This window comes from Roseobacter sp. TSBP12 (assembly GCF_009129705.1).
In the GTDB taxonomy this organism is placed as follows: Bacteria; Pseudomonadota; Alphaproteobacteria; order Rhodobacterales; family Rhodobacteraceae; genus Celeribacter; species Celeribacter baekdonensis_A.
Window position 1 is genome coordinate 18,626 of the sequence record NZ_PYIB01000052.1, and the last position, 24,431, is coordinate 43,056.

18 protein-coding genes and 1 pseudogene are annotated in these 24,431 nt (G+C 59.0%); 4 read left to right on the plus strand and 15 right to left on the minus strand.

What is annotated here, in order from left to right; translation table 11 throughout:
- Window positions 1–235 precede the first annotated feature (235 nt).
- Together C8029_RS15675 and C8029_RS15680 are read right to left on the minus strand one after the other, a co-directional pair.
- On the minus strand, window positions 236–1,537 hold the full coding sequence (locus C8029_RS15675; RefSeq protein ID WP_009571741.1) for an NAD(P)/FAD-dependent oxidoreductase: 1,302 nt from the start codon (window positions 1,535–1,537) through the stop codon (window positions 236–238).
- A complete protein-coding gene (locus tag C8029_RS15680) occupies window positions 1,537–2,913 on the minus strand; it encodes a glutamine synthetase family protein (RefSeq protein ID WP_009571740.1) in 1,377 nt (458 codons plus the stop codon). The genes C8029_RS15675 and C8029_RS15680 overlap by 1 nt, the downstream gene beginning before the upstream one ends.
- A 114-nt stretch (window positions 2,914–3,027) precedes the next feature.
- On the opposite strand from C8029_RS15680, the gene C8029_RS15685 reads away from it, so the two are divergent.
- The gene (locus tag C8029_RS15685; protein ID WP_009571739.1) at window positions 3,028–3,723 is read left to right on the plus strand and encodes a GntR family transcriptional regulator; all 696 of its coding nucleotides are present in this window, start codon (window positions 3,028–3,030) and stop codon (window positions 3,721–3,723) included.
- A 7-nt stretch (window positions 3,724–3,730) separates the two neighbouring features.
- On the opposite strand, the gene C8029_RS15690 is transcribed toward C8029_RS15685, so the two are convergent.
- From C8029_RS15690 to C8029_RS15700, 3 genes are all read right to left on the minus strand, one after another.
- Window positions 3,731–3,919 (minus strand): hypothetical protein, encoded by a 189-nt coding sequence (locus C8029_RS15690; RefSeq protein ID WP_009571738.1) that lies wholly within the window; start codon window positions 3,917–3,919, stop codon window positions 3,731–3,733.
- 181 nt (window positions 3,920–4,100) lie between these two features.
- Window positions 4,101–5,795, minus strand: a complete 1,695-nt coding sequence (gene ade, locus C8029_RS15695) for an adenine deaminase (protein WP_009571737.1) — start codon at window positions 5,793–5,795, stop codon at window positions 4,101–4,103.
- 19 nt (window positions 5,796–5,814) lie between these two features.
- On the minus strand, window positions 5,815–6,798 hold the full coding sequence (locus C8029_RS15700) for a siroheme synthase (RefSeq protein WP_081583696.1): 984 nt from the start codon (window positions 6,796–6,798) through the stop codon (window positions 5,815–5,817).
- A 295-nt stretch (window positions 6,799–7,093) separates the two neighbouring features.
- Between C8029_RS15700 and glpK the strand changes: the two are divergent.
- Window positions 7,094–8,595 (plus strand): annotated as a pseudogene (glpK, locus tag C8029_RS15705) (glycerol kinase GlpK).
- Window positions 8,596–8,678: 83 nt separating this feature from the next.
- Here glpK and xylA read toward each other — a convergent pair.
- The 5 genes from xylA to xylF form a co-directional block, all read right to left on the minus strand.
- On the minus strand, window positions 8,679–9,983 hold the full coding sequence (gene xylA / locus C8029_RS15710; RefSeq protein WP_152003252.1) for a xylose isomerase: 1,305 nt from the start codon (window positions 9,981–9,983) through the stop codon (window positions 8,679–8,681).
- On the minus strand, window positions 9,980–11,419 hold the full coding sequence (xylB, locus tag C8029_RS15715) for a xylulokinase (protein WP_152003253.1): 1,440 nt from the start codon (window positions 11,417–11,419) through the stop codon (window positions 9,980–9,982). Before xylB ends, xylA begins: the two co-directional genes overlap by 4 nt.
- A 71-nt stretch (window positions 11,420–11,490) precedes the next feature.
- Complete coding sequence (locus C8029_RS15720; protein WP_040402171.1) at window positions 11,491–12,258, minus strand: ATP-binding cassette domain-containing protein; 768 nt, start codon at window positions 12,256–12,258, stop codon at window positions 11,491–11,493.
- Window positions 12,259–12,294: 36 nt separating this feature from the next.
- Window positions 12,295–13,623: a sugar ABC transporter permease gene (locus tag C8029_RS15725; protein WP_040402168.1), complete on the minus strand. Its 1,329-nt coding sequence runs from the start codon at window positions 13,621–13,623 to the stop codon at window positions 12,295–12,297.
- A gap of 213 nt (window positions 13,624–13,836) precedes the next feature.
- A complete protein-coding gene (gene xylF, locus C8029_RS15730) occupies window positions 13,837–14,865 on the minus strand; it encodes a D-xylose ABC transporter substrate-binding protein (RefSeq protein WP_152003254.1) in 1,029 nt (342 codons plus the stop codon).
- A gap of 321 nt (window positions 14,866–15,186) precedes the next feature.
- Here xylF and C8029_RS15735 point away from each other — a divergent pair, with 321 nt between their 5' ends.
- Window positions 15,187–16,383, plus strand: coding sequence for an ROK family transcriptional regulator (locus tag C8029_RS15735; protein ID WP_040402167.1), 1,197 nt, complete (start codon window positions 15,187–15,189; stop codon window positions 16,381–16,383).
- Window positions 16,380–17,897, plus strand: coding sequence for a CRTAC1 family protein (locus tag C8029_RS15740; protein WP_152003255.1), 1,518 nt, complete (start codon window positions 16,380–16,382; stop codon window positions 17,895–17,897). Before C8029_RS15735 ends, C8029_RS15740 begins: the two co-directional genes overlap by 4 nt.
- A 3-nt stretch (window positions 17,898–17,900) precedes the next feature.
- Here C8029_RS15740 and C8029_RS15745 read toward each other — a convergent pair whose 3' ends face one another.
- From C8029_RS15745 to C8029_RS15765, 5 genes are all read right to left on the minus strand, one after another.
- Window positions 17,901–19,220 carry a cytochrome-c peroxidase gene (locus C8029_RS15745; RefSeq protein WP_009571727.1) on the minus strand — a complete coding sequence of 440 codons (1,320 nt, stop codon included), beginning with the start codon at window positions 19,218–19,220 and terminating at the stop codon, window positions 17,901–17,903.
- Window positions 19,201–20,055, minus strand: coding sequence for a TolB family protein (locus tag C8029_RS15750; RefSeq protein WP_009571726.1), 855 nt, complete (start codon window positions 20,053–20,055; stop codon window positions 19,201–19,203). Before C8029_RS15750 ends, C8029_RS15745 begins: the two co-directional genes overlap by 20 nt.
- An 82-nt stretch (window positions 20,056–20,137) precedes the next feature.
- A complete protein-coding gene (mgrA, locus tag C8029_RS15755; protein ID WP_152003256.1) occupies window positions 20,138–21,175 on the minus strand; it encodes an L-glyceraldehyde 3-phosphate reductase in 1,038 nt (345 codons plus the stop codon).
- A gap of 17 nt (window positions 21,176–21,192) precedes the next feature.
- On the minus strand, window positions 21,193–21,879 hold the full coding sequence (locus C8029_RS15760) for a D-lyxose/D-mannose family sugar isomerase (protein WP_152003257.1): 687 nt from the start codon (window positions 21,877–21,879) through the stop codon (window positions 21,193–21,195).
- Window positions 21,876–24,305 (minus strand): beta-mannosidase, encoded by a 2,430-nt coding sequence (locus tag C8029_RS15765; RefSeq protein ID WP_152003258.1) that lies wholly within the window; start codon window positions 24,303–24,305, stop codon window positions 21,876–21,878. The genes C8029_RS15760 and C8029_RS15765 overlap by 4 nt, the downstream gene beginning before the upstream one ends.
- Between the last annotated feature and the right edge of the window lie 126 nt (window positions 24,306–24,431).

Here is a 24,431-nt window from a genome sequence, read left to right on the forward strand (position 1 = left end):
CGCAGTCCCTGATCTCATGTAGGATCTGAAATCTGGCCGACCCTGCTCATCCGTAGTGAGAGGCCGAATGTCAATCCTATAAGACACCTGCGCAGTCGCAAAGCGCGTCAGAGCCGCGTGGGGCCGTGAAATTTACTTGCTCGGATTAAGAAGTTTCGGTCTGTATAGGGGTCAGATAAGCCTGCGCCGCGCCCCCTCTGGAGCGCGGCGTACCATGTTTTAGACACCCAGTGTTTTAGACACCCAGTTTGTCGCGCAGCGCGTACCACCACGATCCGATCACCGAATACGGCACCCGCAACGCGCGCCCGCCGGGGAACGGAATCCAAGGCAAGGCGGCAAACACGTCAAACCGGGTCAGATCGCCATGGATTGCCTCGGACAGGATGCGGCCAAAGGTGTGCGATCCGGTGACGCCGTGACCGCTATAGCCATGGGCGAAATAGGTGTTGGCGCCAAGGCGGCCCATCTGTGGCACCCGCGAGAAAGACAGCGCGAAATTGCCGCTCCACGCATAGTCGATCTCGACGTTTTTGAGCTGCGGAAAGACCTTATCAAGATTGCCTTTGAGCTTGGCTTTGATGTCCTTCGGATCGGCCCCGCCATAGACCGTGCCACCACCAAACAGCAACCGCTTGTCGGCAGACATACGATAATAATCAAGGATATAGCGCACGTCCTCAACGCAGACATCGGTGGGCATCAGCTCGGCTGCCAAGGCCTCGCCCAGCGGTTTCGTTGCCATCACTTGCGTCGACACCGGCATCACCCGCGCGGTCAGCGCCGGGACGACATGGCCCAGATAGGCATTGCCGCAGAGCACCAAGGTTTTGCAGGTCATAGACCCCTCAGCCGTGCGCACAACCGGCCGCGCCACCTCTGTGTCCGCCGAGGTCACTGGCGACATTTCATAGATCACGCCGCCCAGGGATTCAAACGCCGCCGCCTCGCCAAGCGCAAGGTTGAGCGGGTGCATATGGCCGCCGGAATGATCAATCATACCCCCGACATAGAGGTCCGATTTGACATGGGCGCGCATCTCGTCTGCGCTCAGCATATCCTGATTGTGGATGCCATATCCGGCCCAAAGCGCGCGGCGTTCTTCGAGTTCCTGCATGTGTTTCGACGTCAAAGCGGCAAAGACATTGCCCTCTTTGAGGTCACATTGAATGTCATAGGTCTTGATCCGCTCGCGGATGATCTGACCGCCCTCTTGCACAAGACCGGCCACGAATGTCGCAGTCTCACCACCGTAGCGCTTGCCGATGGTCTGAAGGCTGGCGTTCAGACCGTTGACGATCTGACCGCCGTTGCGCCCGGACGCGCCCCAGCCGACGCGCGCACCTTCAAGGATCGCAACCTTATAGCCTTTTTCAATCAAATGCAGCGCGGTCGAGAGGCCGGAATAGCCCGCGCCCACAACACAGACGTCAATCTCATGATCGCCCGTCAGGGCCGGACGGTCCGGCACAGGGTTGGCTGAGGCGGCATAGTAGCTTGTCGTATGCGCGCCGGTGCCCGCGTAGGGATGAGCCATCACACGGCCTCCAGGTAAGAATGGTATTCGAAATCAGTGACATGGCGGGCAAAACGGCGCAGCTCTTGTTGTTTGCACTGCACGAACATGCGCTTGAGGCGCTTGGAATAGATGTCTTCGACATGGCGTCCGCGACTAAAGGCTTCGATCGCCGAGGCCCAGTCATAGGGCAAGTGAAGCAGGTCCTGCGAATAGGCATCTCCAACGATGGGCGCGCTTGGCACCCATTTGTTTTCAATCCCCAAAAGCGCGCCGCCCAAGATCGAACAGAGCACCAGATAGGGGTTGGCATCCGCCCCCGCGACCCGATGTTCGATCCGCCGTGCCTTATGGCCGCCGCCGGGGATGCGGATCGAGGCGGTGCGGTTTTCATAGCCCCACGACACGGTCGAGGGCGCATGGGCACCGGGTAAAAGCCGACGGAACGAATTTTCATGCGGCGCGAACACCAAGGCGTTTTCCTGCATCGTTTCCAAAAGACCCGCAACCGCTTGGCGCATCACTTCGGTGCCCTCATTGCCGCCATCGTCAAAAACGTTGTTGCCCTCTTCATCGACCAGCGAGAAATGGACATGCATGCCCGAGCCGGAGCGGTCGCCATACGGTTTGGCCATAAAGGTCGCGGCAAACCCATGTTTGCGGGCGATGCCATGCACCAGACGTTTGAACAAAACCGCATCATCCGCCGCCTTTAGCGGGTCAGCGACATGCATGAAATTGATCTCAAACTGCCCTGCCCCGTTTTCCGAGATGGCCGCATCCGCCGGGATGCCTTGGGCACGGCAGCCATCGTAGATTTCATTAAGAAACGCGTCGAAATGCTCCAACTCATCGAGTGAGAGCGCGCCATCAGAATCAAGGCGCTTGCCAGTGACCGGCGAGCACGGCGGTTGCGGTGCAGCCTCGGAGGGGTCAACGACATAGAATTCCAATTCGGTCGCCACAACCGGCGTCAGACCCAGCGCCTTGAACCGGGCCGTGATCGTGTCGAGGGCGCGGCGCGGGTCGCCCGGAAACACCGAACCGTCTTCTTGCCGCATCCAAAGCTGGGCAAAGGCCGCCGGGCGACTGATCCAATCGACCGGGCTTAAATCGCGGCCGGTGAAATCGCACAACCCATCGGCATCGCCGGTATCAAAGACCAATTCGTTGCCCTCAATATCTTCGCCCCAAATGTCCATACTGAGCAACGAGAGCGGCATCCGCAGCCCGCCCTCCAAGATTTTATCAAGCTGATCGACCGGCACACGTTTGCCGCGCATCACACCGTTGAGATCGCAAATACAGGCGAATATCGTCTCGATTTCCGGGTTCTCAGAGCGCCAAAGCTCTGCCTGTTCCGAAGCTGTTACCGATCCTGTCTGTGCCGATGTCATATCGCGCCCCTAAATGTGATACCATTTATTACTTTGTGATCTCTTTTAGGCTTGTGTCAACCTCAAACACGCGCCATTCTCGCGATATTGAGACAACAGCAAGGTCCGACACCCATGGCGGCATCAGCTATTCCTGAATTTACGGGGGATCATGGCACCACCACGCAGGAATATGCCTATAGCCGCTTGCGCAATGCCATCATTGTCGGGGCTTTTGCGCCCGGAACCGCGCTGACCATTCGCGGACTGGCGCAGGAATTGAACCTCAGCCCCACCCCGATCCGCGAGGCGGTGCGCCGGTTGAGTTCGGAAAATGCCATTCAGGTGTTGGGCAACCGCCGCCTCAAAGTCCCCGACATGAGTCTTGGGCGATTTGAGGAGCTGGTGCATCTGCGCATCAGTTTGGAAACCCACGCCGCAGAGCGGGCGTTTCCCTATATCTCTACCGTCATCATCGAAAAAATGCGCGCACTTGACGATCAGATGGATGTGGCATTGGCCGCGGGCGATCTGGACGCGCTGACCCGGATCAATCAGGCCTTTCACAAAGACCTCTACGGGCTCAACCCGCATCAAGCGGTGATGCCGATGATCGAAAGCCTGTGGTTACAGCTCGGCCCCTTTCAGCGCCAAGTGATCAAAACCATCAAAGTCAGCGCCATGATCGACCGCCACAAAGAAATGTTGGCGGCCATGGAGGCGCGCGATGTGACGGCGCTGTGTTCGGCGCTTGAAAGCGACATTCGCGATGGCTCAATCCGCCTTGGCCGCGCGATATTGCGCAACCAAGCCGGGGAAACTGTGGCCTAGCGCCCGTTTATGCACCCATCATATCCGGGGCGGCGGTGATGGCCAAATCACCGGGGTGATCGGTCGAAGAAATCGGCTGACAGGCGACCGGATAATGATCGGCGGTCGTGCATTGCGACACGGGATATGTATCCACGGCGTCACAGGCGGCCAGTGTCAGCGTCAGTGCAAAAACAGCCAAAATCGAACGGGTCATAAGGAACCTCCTGATTTGAAAAAGTAGGACGCGTTGCGCCCATTGCTCTCTCTCAAATGTGCCGAGTTGACAGTTTTGTCAATTGTAGAATCTCTAAAAATGAACTGATCGGTTCACTTTGCGCAACACACACGCCCCCCGCCCACTCCCAAGGCTGCGCAGATCAAAAAATGCACAAAAATCAGACGATGATTTCGAATTTGATCACATCGACCATGCCGCGGTCGGTGATTTTGAGCGCCGGAATGACCGGAAGCGCCAAAAACGCCAATTGCAAAAACGGCTCTTCCAATGTGACCCCCAAGGACGCCGCCGCCGCCCGCAGATCGACCAAATGATCGCGCACCTCTTCGAACGACAAAAGGCTCATCAACCCCGCCACGGGCAGTGCCAATTCCGCCAAGATCACGCCATCGCGGACCACAACAAAGCCGCCTTCGATCTCCGACAAGCGGTTCGCAGCCAAGGCCATATCGTCGTAATCGACACCCACAGCCACGATATTGTGGTGATCATGGCAAACGGTCGAGGCAATCGCCCCTGCCTTGACACCAAAGCCTTTGACAAAACCCGAGGCGATATTGCCATTTTTACCATGGCGCTCGATCACCGTGATCCGGGTCAGATCGCGGGTCGGATCGGGGCGCTTGTCGCCATCAATGATGGGGATGGTCTCATGCAGATGTTCGGTGATGATTTTACCTTCGAGGATGCCGATCACATCGGTCTGCTCGCGGTTGCCGGTGGTACGAAAATCCTCCGCCGTCACTTTGCGCGCTTTGACCGAGTGCCGCCCGATCGGATCGACCGACCCGCGCGCGGCAAAGGCGGCCTCCGTGACCTCAACCCCACCGGCAAACACGCGTGAGGCATGACAGCCCTCTAGACTGTCGATCACCACAAGATCGGCGCGTTTGCCCGGCGCGATCATGCCACGATCCTTGAAGCCAAAGGCCTCGGCGGCGGACAGAGAGGCCGCGCGGTAGACCGCCAAAGGCGAACAGCCAAGCGCAATCAAGGTGCGGATCATGTAGTCCAAATGGCCGTGTTCGCCGATGTCCAACGGGTTGCGATCATCGGTGCACAGGCACATGTAAGGCGCGGTCAGATCGGACAAAAGCGGCTGCAACGCGTGCAAATCTTTCGACACCGACCCCTCGCGGATCAAAACCCGCATGCCCTTGCGCAGTTTTTCACGCGCCTCATCCGCCGTGGTTGCCTCATGTTCGGTGCGAATGCCCGCCGCAATATAGGCGTTGAGATCACGGCCCGAGAGTTGCGGGCAATGGCCATCAATATGTGCATCTTCAAACAGATACAGCTTTTTCATCGCCTCCGGGTCGCGGTAAATGACGCCAGGATAATTCATGAACTCGGCCAGCCCGATGGCGGACCTATGCCCCATGACCTTGGCCAAATCCTCGGCCAAAAGCTCGGCTCCTGCGGTTTCCATATGGGTCGAGGGCACGCACGAACTGAGCTGCACCCGGATGTCCATCACCGTGTGCTCAGAGGCCGCTTGAAAATACCGAATGCCGTCCAGACCGATGACATTGGCAATCTCATGCGGATCACAAATCGCCGTCGTCACCCCACGCGGCGCGACACAGCGGTCAAATTCAAACGGCGTGACCAGAGAGCTTTCGATGTGCAAATGCGTGTCGATAAAGCCCGGAACAATAATCTGGCCGCTGACATCAATCTCGCGTGCACCCTCGTAGCTCTCATAAACGCCCGCGATCCGGTCGCCAACGATGGCCACATCGCCTGTGATCAATGCGCCGGTCATCAGATCAAAAATCATCCCGCCCTTGAGGACAATATCCGCCGGGACCTCGCCCCGCGCCACGGCAATACGATGTTCCAGATCACTCATGCTTATCTCCTAAACCCACCTAAACCCGAACAGCGGGCACCCGTTCAATATCCTCCGGCAGGCCAAGCGCGGCCCGCTCCGCATCGCGGCGCGCCACGAGCCAGACGACCCGCGCGCCCGTCGCGAATTCATCCAAAATCACCTTGCGTTGATCGGATACAAGCCAATCTTCGGTGCCATGATCGCGCCCGACCACGATACGCGCGGCATCGCGGCGCGCCAATTCCAGGATCGGCACAAAACTCGCATCCGAACAGAGCACCAAATCGGCCTCCTGCAACCGCTGCACCGCGCGCAGGGTCATCAGATCCGGTTCAAGGCTGCTGACGGGCAACAGCGTCACGGCCCCCTTGGTGCCCGCCTCTTTCGGCGCGCCCCCGGCCTCAATCGCCTGTTTGATCAGTTCTGCCGCCTCGCGTTCGGCGCCTCGTGCATGTAGGCGACGCGGCGCGTCATCATAGACCCAGCGCCAAAAAGCACGGCGGTTTTCGCGTGGCACACGCGCCGCCACAGCGCCCCTGAGCCGCCCGCCCAAGCCCACCAGATCGCCCAAACGCGGCTCCAAAATGCTTTCCAACCGGGTTTTGATCTGACGTGCCAGGATCGGTGCCGCCCCTTCGGTGCCAATCGCCACCACCAAGGGATCGCGATCCACAATCGACGGCGTCGTCGCCTCGCAGAGTGCGGGTTGATCGACCACATTGACCAAGGCCCCTGCCTCACGCGCCAAGGCATGCAACGCGGCATCTGTCCCCGGACAGCCGGTGCCGATGAACGTCAGCGCCGCACCGCGAAACAACTCCGGCGAGATCGTTCCGCTGTGATGGCGCGCGCGGCCCTCGTCGACCAAAGCGGCCAGTTCGAGGTCCAGTTCGGGGGCGACAAAAATCAACCGCGCCTCGGTTTTCAACATCAGCCGCGCTTTTTGCGCCGCCGTTTCCCCGCCGCCGACGATCACAACATCTCGTTCAGCCACCCGAAGGAACATGGGGAAAAATTTCATCGACGCGACCTCTTGGTTTGGGTTCTTGCTGCGGCTTGGGTCTTTCGGTAAAACTCCCTGATTGGCGGCCAAATGACAAGGGCGCGCATACATGCTCTGCGCTTTTCATTTAGCAAAGAGGGCGATACCAACTCCCTTCCGCCCCCCGATCGCACCAAAGCAGCTATGACCTCATCCTCGGCGGCGGCTTTGGCGAAGATCGGCAATTATATGACGATGGGGCCGCCCCTTCCTATCGATCCCCTGCTTGTCGAAACCTGATCCGCGCCCTATCGTTTGGGTCAAGGGAGACGACATGAGCAACACGATTTTAAGCCTGGACCAAGGCACGACCTCGACCCGCGCCATTCTGTTTGACGCGGAGCTGCGGCCCATTTCCAGCGCCCAAGAGGAATTCACCCAATATTACCCGCATCCGGGCTGGGTCGAACATGACGCGATGGATTTGTGGCAGACCTCTGTGCGAGTGATCCGCAATGTATTCGCGGACACTGTCACGGACTCTGGCGCATACCCGGCCGCCTTGGGTCTGACCAATCAACGCGAAACCACCGTGGTCTGGGACGCCGAGACCGGAAACCCCATCGCCCCCGCCATCGTCTGGCAAGATCGGCGCACCTCCGCGACCTGCGCCAAACTGCGCGCCGATGGCTTTGAGGCGGAGGTGACAAAGCGCACCGGGCTTTTGTTAGACCCGTATTTCTCCGCCACCAAACTGGCCTTTATCCTCGATCAAACCGAAGGTGCGCGCGAGATGGCGCGCGCGGGTCGGCTCAAATTTGGCACGGTGGACACATGGCTGATCTGGAACCTGACAGAGGGCAATCCGGGGGGCCGGGTCCATGCCACAGACGCCACCAACGCCTGTCGCACCATGCTCTATAACATCCATGAAGGCACATGGGACGCGACGATTTGCGACCGCCTTGGCATCCCGATAGAGATGCTGCCCGAGGTGCGCGACAGCTCCGCTGACTTTGGCGAAACCACCCTGTTCGGCGCGCCGATCCCCATTCGCGGCGTTGCGGGCGATCAACAGGCGGCCACGGTCGGTCAGGCGTGTTTTCGCCCCGGCATGATGAAATCCACCTATGGAACCGGCTGTTTTGCCCTGTTGAACACCGGCAGCACCCCAGTCACATCGCAAAACCGGATGCTCACCACCATCGCCTATCAATTGAACGGCACCCCCACCTATGCACTCGAAGGGTCTATCTTTGTCGCGGGGGCGTGGTGCAATGGCTGCGCGATGGGCTTGGCATCATCACCGACGCCAAAGACACGCTCGAGTTGGCACAACAGGCCGATCCCGAACAAAACCTCTACCTCGTCCCCGCCTTCACCGGCCTCGGAGCACCGTGGTGGGATGCCGAGGCGCGCGGCGCGATCTTTGGCCTGACGCGCAACACCGGGCCTGCGGAGTTTGCCCGCGCCGCCTTGGAAAGCGTCGGTTATCAGACCCGCGATCTGATCGAAGCGATGCATGCCGATTGGAGTGCCACGCCAGAGGACACCACCCTGCGTGTCGATGGCGGCCTGTCGGCCAACCCCTTTGCGATGCAATTCCTGGCCGACATCTTGGGCGCGCCGGTGGACCGTCCGGCCAATTTGGAAACCACCGCTTTGGGTGCCGCCTATCTGGCCGGGCTTGCGGTCGATCTGTGCCCAGAACCGGATGAATTTGCCAAGGTCTGGCGCGCCGACGCGACCTTTAGCCCACAGATGGACGCGGCGCTGCGCAAGCAAAAATATGACGGTTGGACCGACGCGATCCATCGCACATTATCGAAAGCCTAACCCCTTCATAGCAGCCCAAATACTCAAATCAGCAATAAAAAGGGCGGGAACACCCCGCCCTTTCCACATTACAAATCAAACCCTTACAGGTATGAGTTCGCCAGGTTCTCCAACCGTTCCTGACGTCCGGACCGCGGTTCCGGGTTGACGCCATCGGCCAGAACGCGGGCTTGGATTGTCTCCAGATCGCCGTCTTTCAGCATGGCTTGGTTCGCGGCCGTATCCCAATCGGCATAGCGCGCCTGACGTGCCGCTTCCAATTTACCGTCTTCCAACATCCTTGCTGCGGCTTTGAACCCGCGCGCGCAGATGTCCATCGCGCCGACATGACCTAAAATCAAATCTTCCGGGTCGAGCGATTGACGTCGAATACGGGCATCGAAATTGGTGCCCCCCGTGGTGAACCCACCCGCGCGCAAGACCTCGTAATAGGCCAGAGCCACTTCGGGCACATTGTTCGGGAATTGGTCGGTGTCCCAGCCGGATTGGTAATCGTTGCGGTTCATGTCAATGGACCCGAGGATGCCCAAAGAGCCCGCCAGCGCCAATTCGTGATCAAAGGAATGGCCCGCAAGGATGGCGTGGCCCTGTTCGATGTTCACTTTGACCTCATTCTCCAACCCATAGCGTTTGAGAAATCCGTAAACGGTGGCGACATCGAAATCATATTGGTGTTTCGACGGTTCTTGCGGCTTCGGTTCGATCAGGATCGCCCCGTCCCAGCCCATTTTATGTTTGTAATTGACCACCATTTCCAACATCCGCGCGGCCTGGTTGGCCTCGCGTGTCAGATCGGTGTTGAGCAGCGTCTCATAGCCTTCGCGCCCGCCCCAAAGGACGTAATTGGCCCCGCCCAGTTTGATCGTCGCATCCATACAGGATTTGATTGTCGCGGCGGAGTAGGCAAACACGTCCGGGTCCGGGTTGGTCGCCGATCCGGCCATGAACCGGCGGTGGGTGAACAGATTGGCCGTGCCCCACAACAGCTTGGTTTTCGACGTCTCCATTTTCTCGGCGAAATAGTCGATGATTTCCTCAAGATTGCGTTTGCTTTCGGCAAAAGTCGCACCTTCGGGACGGACATCAAGGTCGTGGAAACAGAAAAACGGCGCTTGCAGAATGTCGAACATCTCAAAGGCCACATCGGCCTTGAGTTTTGCCTTGTCCATGCCCTCGCCAAACCACGGACGATCAAAGGTGCGCCCGCCAAACGGGTCGCCGCCCTCATAGGCAAAGCTGTGCCAATAGGCGACGCCAAAGCGCAGATGATCTTCCATCCGCTTGCCCATCACAACCTCATCCGGGTTGTAATATTTATAGGCGAACTCATTATGCGAGGCCGGGCCTTCGTAATGGATCTGTGGAATGCCTTTGAAAAACTCAGTCATGTCAGCCCCTTAATGGCAACCTGTGCCGCTTTGAACCGGGCGAACCCGTCTTCAAACGCAGCACTCAGGCTTTGGTTAGGTTCAATCGTTGTCTCAATGGCGGGCGTTGCGGCCAGCTCGGCCCCGCCCCCAGTTGCAGCCATTTGGCCAAGGCGCGCCGCACCGTAAGCGCCGCCAAAATCCCCCGCCACGGGCAGGTCCACGGCGACATTCAACGCGGTGGCGATGGCCTCGACCCAGTAGTGGGATTTCGAGCCACCTCCGACCGCCAAAAGCCGGTCAATTTTGGTGCCGGTCGCGGCCAGTGCCTCGGCGCAATCTTTGATCGCGAAGGTCACGCCCTCAAGCACCGCGCGGGTGCCCGCATGCGTGTCCGTCGCATGTTCAAGGCCAATAAAACCGCCGCGAATGGCAGAGTCGTTCAACGGTGTGCGCTCGCCGCCCAGATAAGGCAAAAACCGGGTCTTGCCGGGGGCTTCAAGCCCACCAAGCGCACGGGTCAGCGTCGCCGCGTCTTGGCCAACAAATCGCCCATACCAATTGAGCGCATCGGTCGCCGCCAAGATCACGCCCATCTGGTGCCAGATGTTTGGCAGCGCGTGGCAGAAGGTATGAACAGCGGTGGCTGCGTCCGGTTGATAGCCGTCGTTGGCGGCAAAGAGCACGCCGGAGGTTCCCAAAGACACAAAGGCCTGCCCGGCTTTCACAACGCCCACCCCGATGGCAGAGGCGGCATTGTCACCGCCGCCCCCCGCGATCACACAGGTGGGCGAGACGCCCCATTTGGCGCAGAGATCAGCGCGCAATGTGCCTGAAACCTCAGAGCCCTCGACCAAGCGCGGCATGAAAGAGCGATCCATGTCGGTCGCGGCCAGCAAATCATCTGACCAATCGCGCGCGCCGGTGTCAAACCATGCGGTCCCGGCGCTGTCGGACATGTCGCCCACATGCTCCCCGGTCAGATAGAGCCGCAGGTAGTCTTTCGGCAAAAGCACCTTTTTGAGCTGCGCGAAAATCTCTGGCTCATGGCGTTTGACCCAGGCAAGTTTCGGCGCGGTGAAGCCCGGAAACACGATATTGCCGGTGACGGCGCGAAAGCGTGGATCGGCGTCCATCTCCGCCGCCTCGACATGGGAGCGGGTGTCATTCCACAGGATGCAAGGACGCAGCACCTGATCCGCACCGTCCAATAGGGTCGCACCATGCATATGCCCCGAAAGACCGATGCCTTTGACCGCTGAGAGATCGGCCTTGGTGCCAAGGTCGGCCATCACCCGATCACTGGCGGCAAGCCATGTGGCCGGGTCCTGTTCCGACCAGCCATCCTGCGGGCGCTCATTGGTCAGGGCCACATTGGCTTCGGCGACGACATGTTGCGCCTCCGTGATCAGGATGGCTTTGAGACCAGAGGTCCCGAGATCAAGTCCGATATACATGAGATATCCGTTTGGTTGTGCGGCGGGCGCGATGGATCAGCGCCCGCCATGAGAAAAAGGGAATGGCCAGATCAATATGCCTGCGGCGGCTTTTTCCCCATGATGATCATGCCCAGAATGTCCTCATCCGTGACCTCGTCAACGTTGACCGTGCCAACGCTTTGGCCGTTTTTCATCACCATAGCGCGGTCACAGAGCCGCATGACGTTGTGAATGTCATGTTCAATGAGGAAAATCCCCAAACCCTGCGCTTTGAGTTCTTCGATCAGTTCGGCCACCATCTGGGTTTCATGTGGACCAAGCGCGGCTGTGGGTTCGTCCATGATCAGAATTTTGGCGTTGAAATAGACCGCGCGTGCAATGGCAACCGATTGGCGTTGACCACCTGAGAGCGCGCTCACCGGCTCTTTGAATTTCTGGAAATTCGGGTTCAACCGCCCCATGATCTTGCGCGTCTCCGCCTCCATCGCCGGTTCATCGACAAAGCCAAACGGTGTGACCAATTCGCGCCCCAAAAACAGGTTGGAGGCGGCGTCCAAATTGTCGGCCAAAGCCAGCGTTTGATAGATGGTTTCGACATTGTATTTGCGCGCATCGCGGGTGTTGCGGATCTCCGCCTTCTCACCATTGATATAGACCTCGCCCGCGTCCTTTTGATAGGCGCCAGACAGGCATTTGATCAGCGTCGATTTGCCCGCGCCATTGTGGCCCAACAGGCCCACGACCTCGCCGGCGTGCAGATCAATCGAGACATGATCCACCGCCTTGATCCCGCCAAAAGAGATCGAAATGTCTTTGAGTTCGACCAGCGGCGTGCCGGTGTTGGGGTTCTTGCCCATGGTTGTGTTTGCACTGTTTTCCATGCTTATTCCCCCTTAAATTTTCATACCAAGACGTTTGCGATACTGGATGTCGATCCAGACAGCAAAGACCAGAACCGAACCAACCACGATGTTTTGCAACGGCGCATCGACACCGACCATGGCCATGCCCGATTGCAAGGATTGCATGATCAAAGCGCCCAGAATGGCCCCGTGAATGGTGCCGATCCCGCCGGACAAGGCCGTGCCACCGATCACCGCCGCCGCAATCACGCGCAGCTCATCAAGCGTGCCAATGTCATTGGCGTGGCTTTGCAAACGGGCCGAAGCGATCACCGCAGAGAGACCGCAGAGAAAGCCCATCAACGCAAAGATCTTAACCGTCAAAAGTTTGGTGTTGATGCCCGAAAGCTCTGCCGCATCCGGGTTGCCCCCCGTCGCAAAGATGTATTTACCAAGGCGGGTTTTCTTGGCCACAAGGGTCATGGCAATGGCGACGACGATCAAAATGATCACCGAAATCGGCAGGCCGTAAGCCTCGGAATAGCCCGCTGGCATGATCTCGCCGCGCGCTTCAAACAGGCGTTTGAGTTTGCCCACCGGGATATCATAGGCGTTGAGCGTGGCGATATAGCCAAGGATCGCCACCACGGCGACACCGCCAATGGTGACTTCGGCCCAGAGCGGCTTGATCGGAAAACCGTGGTTTTTCCGAGCGTTGCGCGCGTTCCAAAGGGCATAGATGGTGAATGCTGAGGCCAAAATACCGACCGCCCAGGACAGGGTGACGCCCAATGTGCCCTCGGCCCCGCCCAAGACGGTAAAGGTCTGATCGAGCGGCGCAATGGTTTGACCATCGGTGACGTACCAGCCGACATAGCGCCAAATCAACAGACCGCCCAAGGTGACGATAAAGGCCGGGATTTTTTGATAGCCAACCAGCCAGCCATTGAACGCGCCGATGAGGGTGCCGACCGCCAGACAGGTCACAATCGCGATCGGCGCGATCAGCGGATTGCCGTAATCAAGACCCACAATCTGTGGCAACCAACGCGCCTGCATCATCGCGCCAATGGCCGAGGAAATCGCCAACAAAGCCCCGACTGAGAGGTCGATGTGGCGGGTGACGATGACAAAGACCATGCCCGTCGCCATGATCGCAACCGAAACGGTTTGCACGGTCAGGTTAAAGATATTGCGCGGTGTGACAAACCGCCCATCGGTGAACATATTGAACGCCAGCGCGATGAGGATAAACGCCCCCACCATGCCCAAGAGCCGCATGTCGATCTCCAACAGGGAGAAAAACCCTTTGTTGCTGGAACTCTGTGGGCCCGCCTGTGTGTCTGCCTGTGTCGCCGCTGTCTGTGATTGGTCCGCCATTGTCGCCTTCCCCATTGTCGCCTTCCCCTAGGTCTGAACGAGGTCTGCGCCTCGTGTGCCTCATGTCCCGATCTTTATGTCTTGATCTCTGCTCTGCCTGCGCGTGTCGGATAACGCGACAGCAGATGTGATGAGGCGGACCGCCCCCGCCGAACCCGGCGGGAACAGTCCTAAATACCCGGCGAACCGGGAGGATTTCGGTCCTGAAACCGATCAGTTACAGGGGGCCGGGCCGTTTTCAACACCCTGGCACAGCGCGTCTTTGGTGATCCAACCGGCGTCCACAACCACCGACAGATTGTCTTTGGTGATCGGGATCGGAGCCAGGAATTTGGCATTCATGTCATTGCCACCCGGAGTGGTGAAAGCAACGGTGCCATCGACATCGGCCGCCATCATGCCGCCCGCCAATTCGACCGCGATCTCGGCGGCGTTTTTGCCAAGTTCACGGGCGTCTTTCCACACGGACACGGTCTGGGTGCCCAAAGCCACACGGTTCAAAGCGGCGTGATCGCCATCCTGACCGGAGACCGGGATACCCGCCATGCCTTGAGCCGCCAAAGCGGCCACAACACCGCCTGCGGTGCCATCGTTGGAGGCCACAACCGCGTCCACTTTGTTGTCGGTGGCGGTGAGGATGGATTCCATGTTGCGCTGTGCGTTGGCCGGGAGCCACGCATCGGTGTAGGCCTCGCCCACAATGGTGATCGCGCCGGAATCAATCGCCGCCTGAAGCACCTCTTGCTGACCGCCGCGCAGGAAATCGGCGTTCGGATCGGTCGGCGAGCCTTTGATCATGACATAATTGCCGGTCGGCTGAACATCGAACACGGCTTTGGCCTGAAGACGACCGACTTCAATGTTGTCAAAGGTCAGGTAATAGGCGCGTGAATCTTCGATCAGGCGGTCATAGGCGATGACCGGAATGCCTTCGTCAGCCGCCATTTCAACGGCCGGAATGATTGCCTGGGTGTCTTGCGCCAACACGATGAGCGCATCCACACCCTGTGCGATCAGGCTTTCAATATCGGAGAGCTGTTTGGCCGACGATGATTGCGCATCGGCGGAGACATAGGTGGCCCCAGCCGCCTCAAGCGCCGCTTTCATCGCGCCTTCGTCGGTTTTCCAGCGCTCTTCCTGGAAATTGGACCAGCTCACACCGACGGTGAGATCGGCGGCGAACGCCGAAGTTGTAAAGCCGGCAGCCACAATGGTGGCCGCCATCAACATGGATTTACGCATGAATATCCTCCCAAATAACCACGTCGGTCTCACTCCTCCTACAGATAAGTGCCGACGGGTCCCGACTCGCAGTCGGGATGGAGAAATCATGGCATATTTAATTTGAGTGTCAAAATAATAATAACGCCCAACATTCACTTTCTGATGGATATTCAAAATAAACCATGCATTAATCGCTCAAACCTTAGGCGAAAAGGTGCGTAAATCGTCTATTAAATTAGATTGGCGAATTTTTATGATCCCTGACGTGACAACAGACATCCCGACGGAAACCGCCGTTGATCCACTCACCCAGCCCCACCCGAGGCGGGCTGCGGCCCCCTGTTCCCAAGCGCGGACACCGGCGCAAAACCCTATAAACGCCAAGTGTTTGAGGCGGTGCGCGCCGCAGGTGCCATCGCCCGCGTTGATCTGGCGCGCCAGCTTGCCATCTCGCCCGCAACCGTCACCCAAATCGCCTCCGATCTGATCGGCGCGGGGTTGATCGAGGAAACCGAACTGCCCCGCCGCGACACAGACTCCACTCGGGGCCGCCCCCGCGTCGGCCTCAAAATCGGCACCACATCCGGCATCATCGTCGGCATCAAAATCTCGGATCGCTCCAACTCCGCCGTGGTGCTGGATTTGGCCGGCAATCTTTTGGGTTCGGCCACCCTGCCCGCGCCCCCAATGGCGCGCACGACCGACGAGATTCTGATTGAGGCCGAGACCATCGTCGCGGCGGGCCTCAAGGATGCGAACCTGACCGGCACACGGCCCACCGCCGTGGCCCTCGGCCTGCCCGGCATGGTCGATTTCGACGCAGGTCATGTGCTGTGGTGCCCCTTCATGGAAGCCGCCGATATCCCGCTGCGCGACCTCTTGGCGGAACGTTTGGGCGTGCCGGTGCGGATCGACAATGATGCCAATCTTTTGGCGCTGGCCGAACTGTGGTTTGGCGCCGGACGCGGGTTGGACAACTTTGCCGTGGTCTCGATCGAACACGGGTTGGGCATGGGCCTTGTGATCCGGCACCAGTTGCACCGCGGCGGCATGGGGCACGGGATGGAACTTGGCCACACCAAGGTACAACTCGACGGCGCGCTGTGCCGCTGCGGGCAGCGCGGCTGTCTTGAGGCCTATGTCGCCGACTATGCCTTGGTGCGCGAGGCCCACACCGCGCTCAACATCGGCCCGCAAAGCCGAAGCGCCGACGACATGTTGGAAACGCTCTATCGCCAGGCCAAAGACGGCAACGCCTTGGCGCGGACAATTTTTTCCCGCGCCGGGCGCTATTTGGCCGCAGGGCTGGCCAATGTCGTGACCCTGTTTGACCCGGCATTAATCCTTCTCTCCGGCGATCGTTTGCGCTACGATTTTCTCTATGCCGAAGATGTGCTGCACGAGACCCGCATGTTGACCCACAAACCCGGACGCCCGCCGACCCCGGTGGAAATTCACGCCTGGGGAGATTTGGTCTGGGCGCGGGGTGCGGGTGCCTTGGCACTTGATCTGGCCACGGAGATGCTTGTGGGATGACCCGCCGATTTTTGTTCCCCCTCTGTGTGCTCTGCACGCCCACTGCCCTCATGGCGCAATCCATTCCACAATTCCAAGATCGCTCCGACGCCCTGCCCGCGCATGTCTACGGCGGCGGATGGGAACATTTTGTCGGCGGCGGCGTCGCCTCCTTTGATTGCAATGGCGATGGGATGACCGATCTCTTTGCCGCAGGCGGTGAAAATCCCGCCAGCCTGATGGTGAACCGCTCCGAGCGTGGCGGGACATTGGCCTTTGAACGTGGCGAGATGGCCGAGATCACGGGCGTCACCGGGGCCTATCCGATCGACATCGACAGCGATGGGATCACCGATCTCGCGGTGCTGCGGGTCGGCAAAAATCTACTGTTAAAAGGCTTGGGCGACTGCGCCTTTGAGGAGGCCTCAGAGGCCTGGGGCTTTGACGGCGGCGACCGTTGGACCACGGCGTTTGCCGCCGGGTGGGAGGGTGACAACACCCGCCCGACCCTGATTTTCGGCAATTACGTCGACCGTGACAACCCGGACGGGCCGTTTGAGGCCTGTGACAGCAACGAATTACACCGCCCAAACGCCACGGGATGGGACAAAACCATCCTGTCGCCGGGATTCTGTACGCTCTCCGCCCTGATGTCCAAAGGCGCGCGGGGGGTGCAAAGCCTGCGACTTTCCAATGATCGGCATTACTACGTCAAAGGCGGCTACGAACAGGTCTATGACCTTCAAAACAATCGCTTTTTGGATGAGAGCGATGGTTGGGACCGGGTCTCGCTTTGGGGCATGGGCATCGCGGAACGTGACATCAATGGCGATGCGATCCCGGATGTAATGTTGACCTCAATGGGGGATCAGTTGCTGCAATTCGGTCGCGCGAATGGTCATTATGAGGCCGCGCCTTTTGACATCGGCACCTATGCCCATCGGCCGCATTTGGGCGATGACGGGCGGCCCTCGACCGGCTGGCAGGCCGATTGGGGCGATGTCGACAATGACGGGCGGGCCGATCTGTTTATCGCCAAGGGCAATGTCGAACAAATGCCCTCAAACGCCGCACGCGACCCCAACAACCTGTTGCAACAAAGGCCGGACGGGACGTTCCGCGAGGTCTCGATTGCGGCGGGCGTGGCGTCCTTGGAAAAATCGCGCGGCGCGGGATTGGTGGATTTAAATGGTGACGGCAAGCTCGATCTGGTGGTGGTCAATCGCGGCTCCAACATGGAGCTTTATGAAAACGTGACGCCCACCACCGGGCAATATTTGGACGTCTCTTTGGTGCAATCCGGGACCAATAAAGCCGCCGTCGGCGCGGTGGTGTCGGTGCTGACCAACCTGGGCCTACAGGTGCAAGAGCTGAGCATCGGTGGCGGGCACGGATCGGGCAAGGCGGTGCCGTTGCACTTTGGCCTGGGTAACGCGGAGAGCGCAAAGGTTCAGGTCACATGGCCCGACGGCTTTGAGAGTGATTGGGTGGAACTGACCCGGTTTGATCGTTGGGTCGAGCTGGCACGGGAGTAAACGCTACTTCTCAAACGGCAAACCTGATGGCACCGTGTCCGGCACGCCCAGCCGATTTGGATTGTCTTCAAGCGCAGCAAGAAACGCCATCAGCGCGTCGATTTGATCGTCGGGCAAGCTCCGGTCCGGTACTTTGATCGCCGACAGTATCGCCGCGACATCGGCCTCCGTGTCCATCACCTCCCAATCCGCAACCGGCAGATCGGGCAGCACAGCCTGTGCGCGATCATAGGTCATCAGCGCCTCTGAGGGGGCCAGATGCGCCACCACAAAATCGCGCAGATCGGCGTAGGCGCCCGTGTGACCATAGGGAGATGTCAGCGTGACATTGCGCAGGGCGGGCGTGCGAAAGGCGTAGAGGTCTTGCGGCTGGCCGGTGACGCGGAACCGGCCTTCGTCGCGCGCACCCTGTTCAAAGATCAACGTCTTGCCGGGGCCAAATTGCGGCTGGCCCATGGCGTGAAAATCATGGTCGGTCTGAAACGCGCCGGAATGGCAGGCGGCACAGCCCGCCTCGCCGTAAAACAGCGCCATCCCCGCCTTGGCCTGATCGCTCAAAGCCGCCTCGTCGCCGCGCAGGTATTGGTCAAAGGGGCTGTTATCAGAGCGGAATTCAAACGCCATAAACGCCGCCACCGCATTGGAAATATCGGCAAAGGCGATAGGGCGGCCAAAGGCGATTTCGGGATAGGTCGCCTCAAAACGCTGTTGATACGCGGGGATCGCCGCGACTTTACCCGCGATCATGTCCCATGCGCCGCCGGGACCGGAAAATTGCCCTTTGCGGATCGCTTTGGACAGGGGGTTTTCACTGACCTGCCCACCCATCTCATCGGGCGAGAGCACGGGGAACGCCGCTTGGGTCGCCAAAACGCCCGACACTGTGGCGAAAAACCCATCCTCAATCGGCACGCGCAAATGGCCATCGACCTCCTCGACCCGACCATCATGGAACATCCGCGTGTACTCATGCGCGCCAAGATTATAGAGCGCGGGCGCGTTGCGCGGCACGCGATGTTCGGGCAGGTTTTGCGGGTCCGCCACACGCATCGGCCCAAGACCGACCCCGCCCTCACCCAAGCCCAAAGAGAGCCCGTCCGAGGTGCCAAATTTTGGATGATGGCAGGTCGAGCACGAGATATTGTCATTGCCCGACAGGATCGGATCAAAGAACAAAAGCTGCCCCAAAGCGACCTCGGACGGACTTACTGTGAGGTAATCCTCATCCGTCACCGGCGCGGGCAAGTCACCCCCCCACACCGGGCTGGCCAGACTGGCCAAAATCAAAGCCGAGACACCGGCCCTATTCCGCGTATTCAACATAGGCAAATGCCCCCCCATCGGGCGACCATGATGGCACATTGATCGTGCCCTGTCCGCCGGTCAACGTCACCAGCGTTTCACTTGGGTGCCCCGGTCGCCACAGCCGCAATTCCACATGCATCATCGGCGGATGGCCCACCGTGCCCTCGGGATAGGCCAAATAGACCACCGCATCGCCTTCGGGCGCGGGATGCGGGAACCAATTGACCATCGCGTCCTGAGTCATCCGCTCCAACCCCGAGCCATCGGGGCGCACCCGCCAAAGTTCGGACGCACCGGTGCGGTCCGAGTTGAACCAAATCCACGCCCCATCGGCGGAGAAATCCGGGCCATCGTAATGATGACCACCCTCGATCACGCAATGCTCGCCGGAGCCATCGTTTGCCGCGACGTAAATACCAAACAACCCCTCGCGCACCGCCGTGTAGCAAATCCATTGGCCATCGGGTGACATGCCATGAAACCACGACGGGCGTTTCTCCGTGACCTGTTCCGGGTCGGCCTCACCGTCCAGAGATTGCCGCCAGATCAGCGCGCCGCGGCCATAGGTGTGATCCGAGAAATAAAGGGTCGCGCCATCGGGTGAGATGCCGTGATCATTGTTGAGATTGATGCACAGCCCGGTGTCGATCTCCAACAATTCCGGTGCCTCCAGATCGACCCAAAACAGGCTGCCCCCGCCATTCACGATCAACGCCGATCCGTCCGGCGTCCAGTTGGGCGCGGCAATCTCGAAATCGGTTTCAAGCACGGGTGTGCTGATCCGATCCTCAAGGTCAAAGATCATCAAACGCGATGTCCATTGCCCGCCAAATTGAGCTGTCTCATTCGTCATCGCGGCCCCTCCCGAGCGTATTTTCACCTAGAATACAGCCTCCGAGAGAAGCCGCCAATGACTTAAATCACAACCACTTAGACTAATCTTGATCGCTTTCCGACGACAGCGCCCAGAGGTTGATTTTCTCCTCGTCGGCGGCTTCGTCAATTGCCGCCAATTCTTCCGCCGTAAACGTCAAGTTGCTCACCGCCCCCACACAATCGACAACCTGCGACGGCTTTGACGCGCCGATGAGCGCCGTGGTGATGCCCTCATCGCGCAACACCCAAGCGATCGCCATTTGCGCCAATGTTTGACCGCGCGCCTGCGCGATGTCGTTGAGTGCGTTGAGGTTTTTGATCGCCCGATCCGACACCATCGACGGGGCCAGGGATTTGCCTTGGGTGGCGCGCGAGCCTTCGGGGATGCCTTTGAGGTATTTCGCCGTCAACATGCCCTGCGCCAAGGGCGTAAAGGCGATGGAACCGACGCCCAGCTCTTTGAGCGTGTCTTTCAACCCGTCGCGTTCGACCCAGCGGTTGAGCATGTTATAGCTCGGCTGATGGATCAGGCAGGGCGTGCCCAAGTCTTTGAGAATGGCCACCGCTTCGCGGGTGCGGGCGGAATTATAGGACGAAATCCCCACATAAAGCGCCTTGCCCTGACGCACGATGCTATCCAATGCGCCCATGGTTTCCTCCAACGGCGTGTCGGGATCAAAGCGGTGCGAATAGAAAATATCGACGTAATCCACACCCATGCGTTTGAGCGAGGCATCACAAGAGGCCATCAGATATTTGCGTGATCCCCATTCGCCATAAGGCCCCGGATGCATGCGATAGCCCGCCTTGGAACTGATGATCATCTCGTCGCGGTATCCGGCAAAATCGGTCTTGAGGATCTCACCAAAGGCCGCTTCGGCACTGCCCGGAGGCGGGCCATAGTTGTTGGCCAGATCGAAATGGGTGATGCCGTGATCAAAGGCGGTGCGCAGGATGTCGCGCTTGGTTTGATGTGGCGTGTCATGGCCGAAATTGTGCCACAGGCCCAGCGACACGGCGGGCAGTTTCAGCCCGGAGTGGCCGCATGTGCGGTAGATCATCGTGTCATAGCGGCTTTCGGCAGGGGTGTAGGTCATCGGGGCCTCCTTTTGGCTCACAGCCAACTGTCATAATCGCTGACCAAAAGGTGCAGCGGTGCTTCGTCTTCTTCGATCTGGCTGAACCGCCCGATCGGTTGGTGAAAAATATTATCCGTGCGGTCATCGTTCACATTCGACACTTCGCCGATCAACACCTTACCGCCCTCGCCCCAAAATGCGTGCCAATGCCACGGTTCCAACGTCACGCTTTCCCCCGGCGCCAGTGCAAGATGTTCGCCCGCTTTCAAGGTCCGCATCTGACCGTCAGTCCTCACCTCGACCGGGGCCGTGTCATTGAGCACGCCATCTTCGGTCCGGGTATAAAGCTGCAACACCAAGGTCGCGCCGCCGCGGTTGATGATGTCTTCGGTCTTGTAGATATGGTGATGCATCGGGGAAAGTTGGTTTTCCTCCGAGATCAACAGTTTTTCGGCATAAAGCGGCCCCATGCCCCGCGCCACATTGGCGGCATTGCCATTGCGCAGGGTAAACAGAAACAGGCCCAAACTGTCGAAATCGCCCTGACCATAATCGGTGATGTCCCAGCCCATCATATGATCGCGGATCATCGCACCATCGCTGGCCACGCGGGCTTTGAGCGCCTCGGGCGTCAGATAGGCAAAGGGCGGCATGACAAAGCCGAAAGAGCGCATAAAGGCATCCGACTCTCGGATGATCTCGTTGACAATGGATCGTTTCATCTGGCCCCTCCCAAGGTCGCCTCATAGAGATTTTGAACTGTAAAATTCGTTTTCATATCTGAACCTTGCGGCACAAAGGTGATCTTTTGCGGCACATCTGGCAATAGCGTCACAGCATTGGCCGAAAACCGCCCCGGCTGATCTGCCTCAAGCGTGACAAAAAGCGCGAGCGCTCTGGCCTCAAGTGTGATTTCAATTTTTCCGCGCAACTCTTTGGTTCCAATCACAATCTGAGGATCAATCAGATCATAAGTCTTGAACGGTTGTGGCGCATGGATGTCGCCGCCTTCGCCGCCCTCATTTTGCCCCTTATACTGCCATGTAAAGACGTAGAGTTCATCCTGTTTTAACAGGCTACGCTCCAACTCCAAAACATCAAAGGCTTTGTGGGTCATCGCCGTGACGCAGACCTCCGCCAAAGGCCGCACATCGCCTTTTGGCGTGACGGCAGCGACCTGAATGGACACATCCACCTCATCTGGCAAATCGTTGATAAGTTTAAACACATCTTTATCGCCCTGCGGCACGACTGTGACCAAAACCGGGGCATAAAACCGCGCGGCCATATGGTGTAAAATCTTCCAGCCGCCGCCATACTCCAAGCTCGACCAAGAGGCGCAAGGCCATGTGTCGTTGAGTTGCCAATAGAGCGTGCCCATGCACTGCGGCTTGAGCGCCCGCCATGCGGTGACGGCGGTTTTGATCGCGAGTCCCTGTTGCACCTGCGACAGGTACACGAGGTCTTCGAACCGCTCCGGTAGGCGAAAATCGCGCATCATCGTGCTGACGATCCGGGCGTTTCCGCCCGCGTTTTTCTGATGCGCATCCATCACCGCAGACGCCATATTGCGGTCCTCGGGCGCGATGAACCGGCGGATCACCGCCATCGAGGGAAAGGACTGAAATCCAAATTCGGAAACAAACCGCGGCCTCATCTCGCGGTAGGCCTCAAACGGCATATTCTCGTGCCAGACGGTCCACACATGCATGTCGCCCGACCTGTCCTCATGCCAGGCATCGCCATAATTCAGAGGCCCCAGCGAGGGCGAAGACGGCCACCAATTGGCCTCTGGGTCTACGCCAAAAAGCGCACGTTCCAAGGTCTGATTGAGCCGATCATACATCACCAGATAGCGGTCGCGATGGGCCCGCGCCTCGGGAAATTCATGCAACATGCCCAAAAGCTCGTTGTCGCCACACCACAGCGCCAGACAGGCGTGATGCTGCAATCGCTGCACCTGCTCACGCACCTCAGCCGCCACATTGTCCAAAAACGCCCGATCTGCCGGGTAGAGATTGCAGGCGAACATAAAGTCCTGCCAGACCATCAGCCCCATCTCATCGCAGAGATCGTAAAACCAACCCGGCTCATAACGCCCGCCGCCCCAGACCCGGATCATGTTCATATGGGCATCGACGGCGGAGCGTAAAAGATCGCGCACCTTGTCGCGCTCAATGCGCCCATGCAGCGCATCCGCCGGAATCCAATTCGCGCCTTTGGCAAAAACATCCCGGCCATTGACCCGGAATTTAAACCCGGTGCCCCCCGTGCCTTTCGCGTCGTTGACCGCCACATGTTCAATCCGCCTAAGCCCAATCCGGCGCGTCACCACCGCCTCACCGCACCTGAGCTCAAGCGGATAAAGCGGCTGATCGCCCTGCCCGTTTGGCCACCAAAGCCTTGGCACCTCCACAAAAAACACCGCCTGCGCCACGCCATCCGTGACCACGACCTCACGCGTTCGATCCGCAAAGCGCATCGCAACCACCGCGCCGTCCCCATGTTCAACATGCGCCGTCACCGTGACCGACACGCTCTCGGCCTCAATATCATGATGCGCCTGCGCCACATGGAGATGCGCAATCCGCGTCTTCATTGCAGGACAAATACTCACACCCCCGCTGACCCCAAACGGCGCCAAAGCGATGTTCCAATCCCAACCAAAATCGCATTGCTGTTTGCGCAGCATGTTGATGTTGGGGATCGGGCAATTGGCCTTGTGATAGGGGATGTAAAACGGCTGCGCCTTTTGCCGCGCCTCTGCCGCGTGGATCACCGAGTGGAACCGCAATTCGATCTGATTTTCGCCGGTCTGAGCATACTCCGACAGGTCCACCCGCCAGGTTCGAAACGCATTGTCGGCGGTCAACACATCGACGCCGTTCACCCAGACATCGACGACGCCATCAAGGCCTGAGAGCACCATCTCAACATCCGTCTGCGTCAGTGTGACCGAGCGGCGCAACACCCAATCGCGCTCGGCAATCCAGCGCAGCGCGGTTTCCGCGTCACCCGCATAAGGCTCCGGCCCATGCCCCGCCGCAACAACAGTCGAGACGCTGTCAAACGGCAGTGAGACCGGCAGATCATAGGCGCCCTGCGCATCAACAAACCGCCCCCCCTGTGTCAATTCAATCTCCGCCACGACCCCTCCCAGACACGATTCCGGCCTCCACACTCCATCTAAAACGTTTTAGCGCCTCATCAAAAGCGATTCTTTCACGGTGATTGGCCAAGATGCCCGACGATGCATTTTTTCAGGTTGGAAAAT

Coding starts and splice junctions, on each gene's coding strand:
- C8029_RS15745 (WP_009571727.1), bottom strand. CDS start 19,220: ATGTTGAATACGCGGAATAGGGCCGGTGTCTCGGCTTTGATTTTGGCC.
- mgrA (WP_152003256.1), bottom strand. CDS start 21,175: ATGACCTACACCCCTGCCGAAAGCCGCTATGACACGATGATCTACCGC.
- C8029_RS15675 (WP_009571741.1), bottom strand. CDS start 1,537: ATGGCTCATCCCTACGCGGGCACCGGCGCGCATACGACAAGCTACTAT.
- C8029_RS15690 (WP_009571738.1), bottom strand. CDS start 3,919: ATGACCCGTTCGATTTTGGCTGTTTTTGCACTGACGCTGACACTGGCC.
- C8029_RS15685 (WP_009571739.1), top strand. CDS start 3,028: ATGGCGGCATCAGCTATTCCTGAATTTACGGGGGATCATGGCACCACC.
- C8029_RS15720 (WP_040402171.1), bottom strand. CDS start 12,258: ATGGGCAAGAACCCCAACACCGGCACGCCGCTGGTCGAACTCAAAGAC.
- C8029_RS15760 (WP_152003257.1), bottom strand. CDS start 21,879: ATGAAACGATCCATTGTCAACGAGATCATCCGAGAGTCGGATGCCTTT.
- C8029_RS15700 (WP_081583696.1), bottom strand. CDS start 6,798: ATGAAATTTTTCCCCATGTTCCTTCGGGTGGCTGAACGAGATGTTGTG.
- xylF (WP_152003254.1), bottom strand. CDS start 14,865: ATGCGTAAATCCATGTTGATGGCGGCCACCATTGTGGCTGCCGGCTTT.
- C8029_RS15680 (WP_009571740.1), bottom strand. CDS start 2,913: ATGACATCGGCACAGACAGGATCGGTAACAGCTTCGGAACAGGCAGAG.
- C8029_RS15740 (WP_152003255.1), top strand. CDS start 16,380: ATGACCCGCCGATTTTTGTTCCCCCTCTGTGTGCTCTGCACGCCCACT.
- ade (WP_009571737.1), bottom strand. CDS start 5,795: ATGAGTGATCTGGAACATCGTATTGCCGTGGCGCGGGGCGAGGTCCCG.
- xylB (WP_152003253.1), bottom strand. CDS start 11,419: ATGTATATCGGACTTGATCTCGGGACCTCTGGTCTCAAAGCCATCCTG.
- C8029_RS15725 (WP_040402168.1), bottom strand. CDS start 13,623: ATGGCGGACCAATCACAGACAGCGGCGACACAGGCAGACACACAGGCG.
- C8029_RS15750 (WP_009571726.1), bottom strand. CDS start 20,055: ATGACGAATGAGACAGCTCAATTTGGCGGGCAATGGACATCGCGTTTG.
- xylA (WP_152003252.1), bottom strand. CDS start 9,983: ATGACTGAGTTTTTCAAAGGCATTCCACAGATCCATTACGAAGGCCCG.